Consider the following 13,804-nt stretch of genomic DNA (forward strand, 5'->3'; position numbering starts at 1 on the left):
ACGCTCAGCGCGGTCCGCTTCGGCGGAGGAGGCGTCGGCGACGGCATCGCGGCGGGCGGCCTCGGCCTCGGCAAGTCCCTCGTTGGCACGGCCGACCACGTCATCGACGTCGCGGGGCTCGTCGACCGGCTCGCCGTAGGACGACTTGGGGTCACTCATCGCAGGCACTCCTCACGCGGGGGCAGGTTCCCGCAGTGCGAGAGTAGTGCCCGCTCGGGCAGGCGCGACGGAGGCGTGCCGTGACAATGGCGGCTGCGTGTCACGACGGCTCCCGACGCGCACGTGCACGCAGTCTCACCAGACGTTGTCGTCGAGGCGGCTGCCGTAGTCCTCGGGGTGCCAGCTGTTCTCGGCGCTGGCGAGCCACAGGCCGTCGCGGAGCGTGTGCTCCTCGCGCACGCCTCCCTGAGTGCGGGTGCACGCCAGCGCGTCGTCGTCGGTCGCGCACGAGAAGCCCTGGCCTGCGAACGCGGCCTCCGCGATCGCCGCCGCATCCTCGCCCACGCGCGAGAGCGTCGTCGAGATCGAGCCCGATGCGAATCGCCAGTGGCACGAGACCAGCACCTCGGGCGACACGGCGTCGGCGAACGACGCCGCCTGCGTGGCCGGGGGGTCCGCCGCCTGATTCAGCAGCGAGCCGGCGCGCCACGTCAGCTCGTTCCAGAGGTCGTCCGGGTACAGCGTCCGGCAGTCGACCGCATCGCCCTCGATGGCCTGCTGCGCCGGGGTCTGCTGCGGAGCCGCCGACGGCTGCGGCGTCGTGGCCCGGCGCAGGGTGTCACCCATCCACGCGACGGTGACCGGCAGCATCGGGATCGACAGCCACACCAGTCCGCCGACGATCGCGGCGCAGATCAGTCCGACGGGCACGGCGAACCACGAGTTGCGACCCCCCACTCGTGCCATGGCCCCCGACCTCCCCTTCCACGGTACGGCGGGGAGGGCCGGATGCCCCGGCACGGCGCGCAGTCGCGGGCCGGGCGGCCGGGCGCCGCACAGGATACTCCCTCGCATCCGCGGAAATCGACCCCCTCCTTGGTGCGGCCGATCTGACGGACGGTAGACGCCCACGGCGGAACGTCCGAGCGGCCGAGACCCGGTGCCACGTCCGACCGTGAGAGTGGAGGAGCAGCATGTCTACATACGAGGATGCCTCGCGCAGCGGTACCCCCACCGGCAGCGAAGGCGTGAAGGAACGCGCCGTCGAGGGCGTCGCCGAGGCCGAGGCCGGCGCGAAGCATGTCGCCGGCGTCGCCGGGGATGAAGCCGGCCACGTGGCGCAGGAGGCCAAGGACGCCGCACGCGGGTTCTTCGCCGAGACCCGCACCCAGCTCAGCGACCAGGCCTCGTCGCAGCAGCGCCGAGCGGCGGGCGCACTGCGGTCGGCCGGTGACGAGCTGACCGAGATGGCGCAGGGATCGCAGAGCGGCGGCGCCGCGGCTGGACTGGTGCGCGGCCTCGGCCAGCAGACGCAGAACGTGGCGTCCTGGCTCGATCAGCGCGAGCCGGCCGACCTGGTGCAGGAGGTTCGCGGTTTCGCTCGCCGCCACACCGGTGCGTTCGTCGTCGCCGCCATCGGCATCGGGCTCGTCGCCGGACGGCTGACACGAGCACTCATGGCGGACTCCAACGGCGGCGGGTCGGGCGGCACGAGCCGCGGCGCAGGAGGGCGGACTCCGGCATCCCTCTCCAATCCCCGCGGTCAGGGTGCGACGTACCCCACCGACGTGACCGGTGCGACCACGGGCGGCCTCGCCGGAGGAGCGGCCGGTGGGATGGCCGGCGGCGGCGTCGCAGGCGGCGGCGTGGCCGGCGGAGCTGCCGGAGTCGGCACGCCGATCGGGGACTCCCTGGGCGGCACGACCGGCTACGGCACGGGCGCGACGGACGCGGACCTGTCGTCGGCAGGCTCGTCCCTGAGCGACCCGGGAACCGACGAGTGGTCGGCGACCGGTGAGGAGCGACCATGACCGACATGCCCACGCCGTCGCAGGACAAGGCGGCGGCGACGTCGCTCGGCGAACTGGTCGGCGAGGTCTCGCGCGATCTGTCCGTCCTGATGCGGAAGGAGCTGGAGCTGGCCAAGGCCGAGCTCACCGACTCCGCGAAGAAGGCGGGCGTCGGCGCAGGCCTCATGGGCGGCGCTGCCTACGCCGGGATGATGGCGATCCTGTTCCTGTCGATCGCGCTCTGGTGGGCCCTGGGCCTGCTGGTCGGGGGCGGCTGGTCCGGCGTCATCGTGGCCGTCCTCTGGGCGATCATCGCCGGCATCCTGTTCGCCGTCGGCCGCTCGCGGATGCGCGAGGTGCAGGGCGCGCCCAAGACGGTCGAAACCGTGAAAGAGATTCCCGAAGCGCTCAAGAGGAACGAGGAGAACCGATCATGAGCAACCCCGACCAGATTCGTGCCGACATCGAGATGACCCGCGATGAGCTCGGCAGAGACGTCGACGCGCTCGCCGACAAGGTGACGCCCGGCAAGATCGTGGAGCGTCAGAAGACCCGCCTGCGGCAGCGCTTCGACGGCGTCAAGGAGCGCGTCATGGGCAGCGCCGACCACCTCGGGAGCGCAACGTCGAACGCGGGGCACTCGGCCGCGGACGTCATGTCGTCCGCGGGTGACGCGGTGAAGGAGCTGCCGCACCGGGCGAAGGAGACGACGCAGGGTGCGCCCCTCGCCGTCGGGCTCGTCGCGGCTGGGCTCGGCTTCCTCGTCGCCAGCCTCATCCCCCCGACGGATGCCGAGCGGCGACTCGCCTCGTCGGTGCGGGAGCAGGCGCAGCCGATCGTCGACAAGGCCACCGAAGCCGTCAAGGATGTGGCGGGCAACCTCAAGGAGCCCGCGCAGGATGCGGTGAACCAGGTGAAGGATGCCGCCACCGAATCCGCACAGACGGTCAAGGACGAGGCCCGGCACACCGCCGAGCGCGTGAAGGACAACGTCGGCGGCGGCTCGTCGGGCTCGACCGGCGGATCCGGATCGACGGGCACGTCCGGGTCGACGGGCACCTCCGGCTCGTACGGCGGCGGGATCGACGACCGGCCCTGACGATCGACCCCAGGAACGACGAACGGCCCCGGCATGATGCCGGGGCCGTTCGTTCACCGCCTTAGTTGTAGTCGGTGGTGAAGCCGTCCGTGGAGAAGCTGTCGAAGTCGACGTAGCTCAGGTCGGCGTCGCTGTAGGCGCCGTCCGAGGCGAAGATGCGGTTGGGGTACCGCTCGCTCTTGGCCTCTTCCGTCGCCTCGACCGCGACGTTGCGATACTTCGCAAGTCCGGTTCCGGCGGGGATGAGCTTTCCGATGATGACGTTCTCCTTGAGGCCGACGAGCGGATCGCTCTTGCCCTCCATCGCCGCCTGGGTGAGGACGCGCGTCGTCTCCTGGAACGACGCGGCCGACAGCCACGACTCCGTCGCGAGCGACGCCTTAGTGATACCCATCAGCTCCGGACGACCCGACGCAGGGCGCTTGCCCCCGGCGACGGCCTCGCGGTTCATGTTCTGGTAGCGCTTGAAGTCCACCAGCTCACCCGGCAGCAGCGTGGTCTCGCCGTGGTCGACCACGGTGACCTTGCGCAGCATCTGACGGACGATGACCTCGATGTGCTTGTCGTGGATCGGCACACCCTGCGAGCGGTACACGCCCTGGACGCCGTTCACGAGGTACTTCTGCACCTCGCGGGCACCCTGCACGCGCATGACCTCCTTGGGGTCGAGCGTTCCGACCTGCAGCGGCTGGCCGACCGTGACGTGCTGGCCGTCCTCGACCAGCAGCGTCGCGCGCTTGAGCACCGGGTACACGTGGGGCTCGTCGCCGCTGTCGGGCGTGAGGATGACCTTCTTGGCCTTGTCGGTCTCGTCGATCGTGATGCGGCCATCGGCCTCGGCGATCGGCGACGCGCCCTTGGGGGTGCGGGCCTCGAACAGCTCCTGCACGCGGGGCAGACCCTGCGTGATGTCATCCGCCGACGCCGAACCACCGGTGTGGAAGGTGCGCATCGTCAGCTGCGTGCCGGGCTCACCGATCGACTGCGCCGCGATGATGCCGACGGCCTCGCCGATGTCGACGATCTTGCCGGTCGCCAGCGAACGGCCGTAGCACTTCGCGCAGACGCCGACCGCCGAGTCGCACGTGAGCACCGAGCGGACCTTGATCGACTCGACACCCGCCTCGACCAGCTTGTCGATGAGCACGTCGCCCACGTCGTCGCCGGCTGCGGCGAGCACGTCGCCGGCTGCACCGGTGACGTCGGCCGCGAGCGTGCGGGCGAACACGGAGTTCTCGACGTTCGCGTCGCGGACCAGCTCGCCGTCCGAACCCGGAGCGGCGATGGTGAACTCGAGACCCTTGGTCGTCCCGCAGTCCTCCTCGCGGATGATGACATCCTGCGAGACGTCCACGAGTCGACGCGTGAGGTAGCCCGAGTCGGCCGTACGGAGAGCCGTGTCGGCGAGACCCTTACGGGCACCGTGCGTCGCGATGAAGTACTCCGCCACCGACAGACCCTCGCGGTACGAGGAGATGATCGGACGCGGGATGATCTCACCCTTGGGGTTGTTCACCAGGCCGCGCATACCCGCGATGTTGCGGATCTGCAGCCAGTTACCACGAGCACCCGACGACACCATGCGGTTGATGGTGTTGTCCTCGGGGAAGTTGTCGCGCATGGCCTTCTGGACCTCGTCGGTCGCCTCGGTCCAGATCTTGATGAGCTCCTGACGACGCTCCGCGTCGGTGGTGAGGCCCTTCTCGAACTGGTCCTGCGCCTTGGCCGCCCGCTTCTCGTAGCCCGCGACGATCTCGCCCTTGTTGGGGGGCGTGAGGATGTCGCTGAGCGCCACCGTGACACCCGAACGGGTGGCCCAGTAGAAGCCGGCGTCCTTGATGCGGTCGAGGGATGCTGCGACCTCCACCTTCGGGTACTCCTCGGCCAGCTTGTTCACGATCTGCGACAGCTTGCCCTTGTCTGCCTGCTCGCGCACGAACGGGTAGCCCTTGGGGAGCGTGTCGTTGAAGATCGCCTGACCGAGCGACGCGTCCACGAGACCGTGGCGGTCGTAGCCCTCGGGCGCTTCGCCCTCGAGGAACGTCAGGCCGGGGACGCGGATGCGGACCTTGGCCTGCAGGTCGAGGGTGCCCTCGTCCTTCGCGAGGATCGCCTCGCTGACCGAGCCGAACACACGACCCTCACCGGCTGCGCCGTCCTTGACCGTGGTCAGGTGGTGCAGGCCGATGATCATGTCCTGCGAGGGCAGCGTCACCGGGCGGCCGTCCGACGGCTTCAGGATGTTGTTCGAGGCGAGCATCAGGATGCGGGCCTCGGCCTGGGCCTCGACCGACAGCGGCAGGTGCACGGCCATCTGGTCACCGTCGAAGTCCGCGTTGAAGGCGGCGCAGACGAGCGGGTGGAGCTGGATGGCCTTGCCCTCGACGAGCTGCGGCTCGAACGCCTGGATGCCCAGGCGGTGGAGCGTGGGCGCGCGGTTGAGCAGCACGGGGCGCTCGCGGATGATCTCCTCGAGCACGTCCCACACCTCGGGACGCGTGCGCTCGACGGCGCGCTTGGCGGCCTTGATGTTCTGCGAGTGACCGAGGTCGATCAGGCGCTTGATCACGAACGGCTTGAACAGCTCGAGGGCCATCTGCTTGGGCAGACCGCACTGGTGGAGCTTGAGCTGCGGGCCGACGATGATGACCGAACGGCCCGAGTAGTCCACGCGCTTGCCGAGCAGGTTCTGACGGAACCGGCCCTGCTTGCCCTTGAGCATGTCGCTCAGCGACTTCAGCGCGCGGTTGCCGGTGCCCGTGACGGGACGGCCGCGGCGACCGTTGTCGAACAGCGCGTCGACGGCCTCCTGCAGCATCCGCTTCTCGTTGTTCACGATGATCTCGGGAGCGCCGAGGTCGATGAGGCGACGGAGACGGTTGTTGCGGTTGATCACGCGACGGTACAGGTCGTTGAGGTCGGAGGTCGCGAAGCGGCCACCGTCCAGCTGCACCATCGGACGCAGCTCCGGCGGGATCACCGGGACGACGTCGAGGACCATCGAGGCCGGGCTCATGCCGGTCTGCAGGAACGAGTTGACGACCTTCAGGCGCTTGATCGCACGGATCTTGCGCTGACCCTTGCCCTCGGAGATCTGCAGGTGGAGGCTGTCGGCCTCTTCCTGCAGGTCGAAGGCCTCGAGGCGGCGCTTGATCGACTCGGCGCCCATGTGGGCCTCGAAGTACTGACCGAAGCGGTCCTGCAGCTCGTGGAAGATCTCGTCTTCGCCCTTGAGCTGGCCGACCTCGAGGGTGCGGAAGTCCTCCCACACCTTCTCGAGACGGATGATCTGGTCGTCCGCGCTCTTGCGGATCTGGGCCATCTCCTTCTCGGCGGCGTCCCGGACCTTCTTCTTCTGGTCGGCCTTGGCGCCTTCCTCCTCGAGCGCGGCGAGCTCCTCCTCCAGCTTCTGGAGGCGGGTGGCGACGCGCGCGTCGCGACGGTCGGCGAGCGTCTTCAGCTCGAGACGGATGTTGTTCTCCTGCGTCGCGAGGTCGCGGTGGCGCGCGTCCTCATCGACCGAGATCACCATGTAGGCGGCGAAGTAGATGACCTTCTCGAGGTCCTTCGGCGCCATGTCCAGCAGGTACCCGAGGCGCGACGGGACGCCCTTGAAGTACCAGATGTGGGTGACGGGCGCGGCGAGCTCGATGTGGCCCATGCGCTCACGACGGACGGAGGACTTGGTGACCTCCACGCCGCAGCGCTCGCACACGATGCCCTTGAAGCGGACGCGCTTGTACTTGCCGCACGCACACTCCCAGTCACGCGAAGGCCCGAAGATCTGCTCTCCGAAGAGACCGTCCTTCTCGGGCTTGAGCGTGCGGTAGTTGATCGTCTCGGGCTTCTTGACCTCGCCGTAGGACCAACGACGGATGTCGTCGGCGGTGGCCAGACCGATGCGAAGCTGATCGAAAGTGGTTGATTCGAGCACTGGTTCTCCTGTGTCGGAATTCTGAATCGGACCGGCGGCGCTTAGATCTCGTCGATCGACGAGGACTCGAAGCGGCTGGAGATGTTGATGCCGAGCTCTTCGGCGGCACGGAAGGCCTCGTCGTCGGTGTCGCGGAGGTTGACCGTCGAGCCGTCGGCCGAGAGGACCTCGACGTTCAGGCAGAGCGACTGCATCTCCTTCATGAGCACCTTGAACGACTCGGGGATGCCGGGTTCCTGAATGTTCTCGCCCTTGACGATCGCCTCGTACACCTTGACGCGGCCGAGGATGTCGTCGGACTTGATCGTGAGGAGCTCCTGGAGCGCGTATGCGGCGCCGTAGGCCTCGAGGGCCCACACCTCCATCTCACCGAAGCGCTGACCGCCGAACTGCGCCTTACCACCGAGCGGCTGCTGGGTGATCATCGAGTACGGACCCGTCGAGCGCGCGTGGATCTTGTCGTCCACGAGGTGGTGCAGCTTCAGGATGTACATGTAGCCGACCGAGATGGGAGCCGGGAACGGCTCGCCCGAGCGACCGTCGAACAGGAGCGTCTTGCCCGTCGAGTCGATGAGGCGGTCGCCGTCGCGCGTGGGGAGCGTCGAGTCGAGCAGACCCGCGATCTCCTCCTCGAACGCGCCGTCGAACACCGGCGTGGCGACCTTGGTGCCGGGGGCGGCCTCGCGGGCCTCCTCGGGCAGGCGCACGGCCCACTCCGGGGTGCCCTCGACCTGCCAGCCCTGCTTCGCGATCCACCCGAGATGGGTCTCGAGCACCTGGCCGAAGTTCATTCGACCGGGGATGCCGAGCGGGTTGAGGATCACGTCGACCGGAGTGCCGTCGGCGAGGAACGGCATGTCCTCGATCGGAAGGATCTTCGCGATGACGCCCTTGTTTCCATGACGACCGGCGAGCTTGTCGCCCTCGGTGATCTTGCGCTTCTGGGCGATGTAGACCACGACGCGACGGTTGACGCCCGAGCCGAGCTCGTCGTCGCCGTCCTCGGCGTTGAACTCCTTGACCGCGATGATCGTGCCCTGCTCACCGTGGGGCACCTTCAGCGACGTGTCGCGGACCTCGCGGCTCTTCTCGTTGAAGATCGCGCGGAGCAGGCGCTCCTCGGCCGAGAGCTCGGTCTCGCCCTTGGGCGTGACCTTGCCGACGAGGATGTCGCCGGGACGCACCTCGGCGCCGATGCGGATGATGCCGCGCTCGTCGAGGTCCTTCAGCAGGTCGGGGCTCACGTTCGGCAGGTCGCGCGTGATCTCCTCCTTGCCGAGCTTCGTGTCGCGGGCGTCCACCTCGTACTCCTCGATGTGGATCGAGGAGAGGGTGTCGTCCTTCACGAGGTCCTGGCTGAGGATGATCGCGTCCTCGAAGTTGTGGCCCTCCCACGTCATGAACGCGACGAGGAGGTTCTTGCCGAGCGCGAGCTCGCCGTTCTCCGTCGCCGGTCCGTCGGCGATGACCTCGCCCTTCTCGACACGGTCGCCCGCCGAGACGATGACGCGCTGGTTGTAGCTCGTGCCCTGGTTGGAGCGGTCGAACTTGCGCAGGAAGTAGTCCTGCGTGCCGCCCTCGTCCAGCTGCACGGTCACGACGTCGGCCGAGACCTCGACGACGACGCCGGCCTTCTCGGCGGTGACGACGTCACCGGCGTCGATCGCGGCGTAGCCCTCCATGCCGGTGCCGACCACGGGCGACTCCGAGCGGAGCAGCGGCACGGCCTGGCGCTGCATGTTCGCACCCATGAGGGCGCGGTTCGCGTCGTCGTGCTCGAGGAACGGGATCAGCGAGGTCGCGACCGACACCATCTGGCGCGGCGAGACGTCCATGTAGCCGATCTCCTCGGCGTGGAAGAGGTCGACCTCGCCACCCTGGCCGCGGCGGGCCAGGACGCGGTCCTGTGCGAACGCACCGTCGGCCTTCAGCTCGACACCGGCCTGCGCGACGATGTAGTCGCTCTCCTCGGAGGCGGTCAGGTAGTCGATCTGGTCGGTGACCTTGCCCTCGACCACGCGGCGGTACGGCGTCTCGATGAAGCCGAACGCGTTGATGCGCGCGAACGAGGCGAGCGAGCCGATCAGGCCGATGTTCGGGCCTTCCGGGGTCTCGATCGGGCACATGCGGCCGTAGTGCGACGGGTGGACGTCGCGGACCTCGACGCCGGCGCGCTCACGCGACAGACCGCCGGGGCCCAGGGCCGACAGGCGGCGCTTGTGGGTCAGACCCGCGAGCGGGTTGTTCTGGTCCATGAACTGCGACAGCTGCGACGTGCCGAAGAACTCCTTGATCGCGGCCACCACGGGGCGGACGTTGATCAGGGTCTGCGGCGTGATCGCCTCGATGTCCTGCGTGGTCATGCGCTCGCGGACGACGCGCTCCATGCGCGACAGACCGGTGCGGACCTGGTTCTGGATGAGCTCGCCGACGGCGCGGATGCGACGGTTGCCGAAGTTGTCGATGTCGTCGATGTCGAGACGGATCTCGACCGTCTTGCCGCCGCGCACGCCGTCGAAGTTGACGTCGCCGCGGTGCAGGCGCACGAGGTACTTGATCGTCGCGACGATGTCGTCGACGGTGAGCACCGAGTCCGACAGCGGCTTGTCGAGGCCGAGCTTGTGGTTGATCTTGTAACGACCCACCTTCGCCAGGTCGTAGCGCTTCGGGTTGAAGTAGAAGTTGTCCAGCAGCGCGCGGGCGGCCTCGGCGGCGACCTGCTCGCCCGGACGGAGCTTGCGGTAGATGTCGCGGAGGGCGTCCTCCTTGGAGAGGATCGTGTCCTTCGACAGCGTCTCTTCGATCGAGTCGAAGCCGGCGAACTCGGCCAGGATCTCTTCCGAGGTGAGGCCGAGGGCCTTGAGGAAGACGGTCACGGACTGCTTGCGCTTGCGGTCGATGCGCACGCCGACCTGGTCGCGCTTGTCGATCTCGAACTCGAGCCACGCACCGCGGCTGGGGATGACGCGCGCCGACACGATGTCCTTGTCGGAGGTCTTGTCGGGCGTCTTGTCGAAGTACACGCCGGGCGAGCGGACCAGCTGCGAGACGACGACGCGCTCGGTGCCGTTGATGATGAACGTGCCCTTGCCGGTCTGGAGCGGGAAGTCGCCCATGAAGACCGTCTGCGTCTTGATCTCACCGGTCTGGTGGTTCATGAACTCGGCCTCGACGTAGAGCGGGGCGGCGTACGTCTTGCCGCGCTCCTTGCACTCCTCGATGGAGTACTTCTCGGGCTCGAGATAGGGGTTCGTGAACGAGAGCTGCATCGTCTCGCTCAGGTCCTCGATCGGCGAGATCTCCTCGAAGATCTCCTCGAGGCCGCTGACCTCGGGCACGTCGGTGCGTCCGGCGGCCTTCGCCTCCGCGACGCGGGCCTTCCATGCCTCGTTGCCGACGAGCCAGTCGAAGGACTCGGTCTGCAGCGCGAGAAGGTCGGGGACCGTCAGCGTGTCAGAGATCTTGGCGAAGGAAAGACGGGATGCTCCGCGTCCGCTCTTCAGGGTGGTGGTGGGGTTGGATGCGTTGCGCGCAGCAGCCAAGGGGATTACCTCCGTGGGCCCGGTGGGGCTCGTTTCCTTGTCGTCAGGGTGGAGTGCTCATTCGTCCCCGAAGCCCGCGCACCACGCCTTGCATCACGATCGTCCGTGGAGACAAGGGGGCGCAGGCACAGCCGACCACCATATGAGGGCAGGGGGAATCCAAGAGCGCAAGGACCTACTATACGCGCGATGACGCGCCGTGTCTACTTGGATTCTTGAAAAGTTCCGGATGCTGCGGTATAAGCCTGCCCGAAACCCCCGAAAAGCCCGCACAGGGGGCAGAAACCCGTGGCGAGACGGTCTCACAGGGTCCATGATGTGCACATGACTGGGGTAGGGCACCCCGCGATCCGCACGCCTGACCAGCGGATCCGGGTGTTCGTGAGTTCGACGCTGCGCGAGCTCGCGGACGAGCGCGCGGCGGTGAGGAGTGCGATCGAGCGCCTCCGCCTGGCACCGGTGATGTTCGAGCTCGGGGCACGTCCGCACCCGCCGCGGGACCTGTACCGGTCCTACCTCGCTCAGAGCGATGTCTTCATCGGGATATACGGGGCGAGCTACGGCTGGGTCGCGCCCGACGAGGAGATCTCGGGCCTCGAGGATGAGTACCTGCTGGCGCACCGCGAGATGCCGCGCCTGCTCTACCTGAAGGCGGGAGTCCAGCGCGAGCCGCGACTGGAGGCGCTCATCGCACGCATCCAGGAGGACGACACCGCGTCCTACAAGCCCTACGAGACCGCGGACGAGCTTCAGGAGCTGGTGCTGGCCGATCTGGCGACACTGCTGGCAGAGCGATTCGACGCCGCGCGGAGTCCGGCGACGACGGCGGACGAGCGCTCCGCGCCGTCCGCGCCGGCTCCCGGGATTCCGGTGCCGTTCACTCCCCTCGTAGGCCGCGACGAGGCGATCGCCGTCGTACGGAGGATGCTCTCCGATCCGGAGACGCGACTGGTGACGCTGCTCGGACCCGGCGGGATCGGCAAAAGTCGCCTCGCGATCGCCGTCGCTCAGCATGTCGGCGATCTGTTCCCCGACGGCACGGTCTTCGTGCCGCTCGAGAACGTTCTCGAACCCGAGCTGCTGCTCCCCACCGTCGGTTACGCCCTGGGGGTGCGGGATGCCGGCGACATGCCGCTCGAGGAGCGCTTGCGCATCGCGCTCGCCGGGCGGCGGATGCTCATCGTCCTTGACAACTTCGAGCAGCTGGTCGGAGCCGCGGCGCTCGTGGTGCAGCTCTACGGGATCGCACCGGACGCGTCCTTCCTCGTCACAAGCAGAGCCCTGCTGCGCGTGCGCGGCGAGCGGGTGTACGAGGTGCCCCCGCTCGCGACCCACGATCCGGACTCACCCGATTCGGTCCGCCGCGCACGCTCGTCGGCGGCCGTGGAGCTGTTCGTCGCACGTGGGCAGTCCGTGCGACCCGACTTCGACGTCACCGACGACAACGCCCCCGAAGTCGTCGGAATCGTCCGGGCGCTGGAAGGGCTTCCGCTGTCGATCGAGCTGGCCGCCGCCCGCCTGCGCGTGCTGAGCCCGGCGGACATGCTGCGCCGGCTCGACCGGCAGCTGCCCCTGCTGGTCGATGCGGCACGCGATCTTCCGCAGCGCCAGCGCACGCTGCGCTCCACCATCGAGTGGTCCACCGGTCTGCTCGACGACGCCGAGCGCGTCATGCTGCGCGATCTCGCGGTGTTCAGCGCCGGATTCACCATTTCGTCCGTCGAGGCCTTCGGCGACCGCCGCGGATGGCCCCTGGACACCCTCCTCGGCCTCGAGAAGCTCGTCGACTCCTCGCTGCTCATGCAGGAGGACGCCGACGGCGACACCGTCTTCTCGATGCTCGTGACCGTGCGTGAGCACGGTCTGACGCAGCTGCAGGATGCCGGCGAGGAGCGCGCCGCGCGTGACGCGCACGCCGCCGTCTACGCCGAGCTCGCCCGCACCGAGGGACCCGCTCTGGGCTTCAGCCCGCGCCCCGGAGCCGTCGCCCGGCTGAACCGGGAGCGCGGCAACCTCCGCGCCGCGGTGCGGCACCTGGCCGCCGTCGGCGAGGTGGAGACCGCCGCGGACGTCGCGTGGCGGTTGTTCCTGTACTGGTGGGTCGGCGGCTATCTCGCCGAGGTGGCGCTGTGGATGGAGAGGCTCCTGTCGCAGGAGGAGGCGACGATCTCGGGCCGCACCCACGCGGTCGCGACGTTCTACATCGCCTGGCGCGACATGTGGATAGCCCCCTCCCCGGCGGTGGTGCGGTCACTGCTCGGCGCCGCCGAGCGATTCGCCGCCGCGGGCGACGAGCTCGGAGTCGCGATGGCGACGGCGACGGCGGGACTCGCCGAGATCAGCGGCCCCGATCCGGATGTTCCCGCCGCCGCCCACCGGCTCGAGGACGGAGCCGCGCGTTTCCGCGCGCTCCGCGCCGGGTGGGGCGAATCTCTGGCCCTCGTCGCGCTCGGCCGCATCTCACTGCTCACGGGTGGGCCCGCTGATGCCGCGACGCGGTTCGCCCAGGCCGTCGATGCCGCGGAGGCCTGCGGCGACGCGTTCACCGAGACGGTCGCGTTGCACCATCTGGCACGGACATCCCTGTTCGCCGGCGACCTCGACGAATCTGAGCGGCTGTTCGCCCGTTCCATCCGGGGATCGGTCGGTCTCCGGCACGAGGAGGGCATCGCCTACGGCCTGGAGGGCATCAGCGCCATCGCCGCCACGCGCGGCGACCTGGATATCGCCGGGACACTGGCGGGCGCGGCCGAGTCGATCCGGCGACGCACGGCGGTGTTCGACGCCCCGCCGTTCGTCTTCCACACCGGCTACCTCCAACACGCGGCCGTCGATGACCGCCGCGCGGCGGTCATCGAGGCCGCACTCCAGCGCGGCCGCGAGCTGGGTGCCTACGAGGCGGCGGCGATCGCCACCGAGCCGGCGGAGCGTGCAGCCCTGGCGAGGTCGGCATGACCGAACCGCTCCCGACTGTCATCAGGACGCCCGATCAGCGACTGCGGATCTTCGTCAGCTCGACGCTGCGCGAGCTCGCGGACGAGCGCGTCGCGGTGAGGTCCGCGATCGAGGGTCTGCATCTGGCGCCGGTGATGTTCGAACTGGGTGCGCGACCGCATCCCCCACGCGCGCTGTACCGCTCCTATCTCGCCCAGAGCGACGTCTTCGTCGGGATCTACGGCGCGAGCTATGGCTGGGTCGCGCCCGACGAAGCGGTCTCGGGCCTCGAGGACGAGTACAACCTCGCGCCGGGGTCGATGCCGAAGCTCATCTACATCAAGGC

Annotated in this window: 7 protein-coding genes and 1 pseudogene; 5 read left to right on the forward strand and 3 right to left on the reverse strand. The window is 68.8% G+C overall.

What is annotated here, in order from left to right; translation table 11 throughout:
* Positions 1–294: 294 nt before the first annotated feature.
* Positions 295–906, reverse strand: coding sequence for a hypothetical protein (locus WYM_RS13770; RefSeq protein WP_026059819.1), 612 nt, complete (start codon positions 904–906; stop codon positions 295–297).
* A 227-nt stretch (positions 907–1,133) separates the two neighbouring features.
* Between WYM_RS13770 and WYM_RS21985 the strand changes: the two genes are divergently transcribed.
* From WYM_RS21985 to WYM_RS13785, 3 genes are read left to right on the forward strand one after another with little or no spacing between them, the layout of a single operon-like run.
* Positions 1,134–1,970 (forward strand): hypothetical protein, encoded by an 837-nt coding sequence (locus WYM_RS21985; RefSeq protein WP_019181431.1) that lies wholly within the window; start codon positions 1,134–1,136, stop codon positions 1,968–1,970.
* On the forward strand, positions 1,967–2,386 hold the full coding sequence (locus WYM_RS13780; protein WP_019181432.1) for a phage holin family protein: 420 nt from the start codon (positions 1,967–1,969) through the stop codon (positions 2,384–2,386). Before WYM_RS21985 ends, WYM_RS13780 begins: the two co-directional genes overlap by 4 nt.
* The gene (locus WYM_RS13785; RefSeq protein WP_019181433.1) at positions 2,383–3,048 is read left to right on the forward strand and encodes a DUF3618 domain-containing protein; all 666 of its coding nucleotides are present in this window, start codon (positions 2,383–2,385) and stop codon (positions 3,046–3,048) included. Before WYM_RS13780 ends, WYM_RS13785 begins: the two co-directional genes overlap by 4 nt.
* 61 nt (positions 3,049–3,109) lie before the next feature.
* Here the strand turns inward: WYM_RS13785 and WYM_RS13790 are convergent, their stop codons facing one another.
* Positions 3,110–6,982, reverse strand: coding sequence for a DNA-directed RNA polymerase subunit beta' (locus tag WYM_RS13790; RefSeq protein WP_019181434.1), 3,873 nt, complete (start codon positions 6,980–6,982; stop codon positions 3,110–3,112).
* 41 nt (positions 6,983–7,023) lie between these two features.
* Positions 7,024–10,524 (reverse strand): DNA-directed RNA polymerase subunit beta, encoded by a 3,501-nt coding sequence (rpoB, locus tag WYM_RS13795; RefSeq protein ID WP_019181435.1) that lies wholly within the window; start codon positions 10,522–10,524, stop codon positions 7,024–7,026.
* A gap of 324 nt (positions 10,525–10,848) precedes the next feature.
* On the opposite strand from rpoB, the gene WYM_RS21175 reads away from it, so the two are divergent.
* Positions 10,849–13,479 (forward strand): ATP-binding protein, encoded by a 2,631-nt coding sequence (locus WYM_RS21175; protein WP_083866241.1) that lies wholly within the window; start codon positions 10,849–10,851, stop codon positions 13,477–13,479.
* Positions 13,476–13,709: pseudogene (locus WYM_RS22540) on the forward strand (DUF4062 domain-containing protein); the annotation flags it as partial. The gene WYM_RS21175 and the pseudogene WYM_RS22540, both read left to right, overlap by 4 nt.
* Positions 13,710–13,804 lie beyond the last annotated feature (95 nt).

Source organism: Microbacterium yannicii PS01 (genome assembly GCF_000304335.1).
Lineage (GTDB): Bacteria > Actinomycetota > Actinomycetes > Actinomycetales > Microbacteriaceae > Microbacterium > Microbacterium yannicii_A.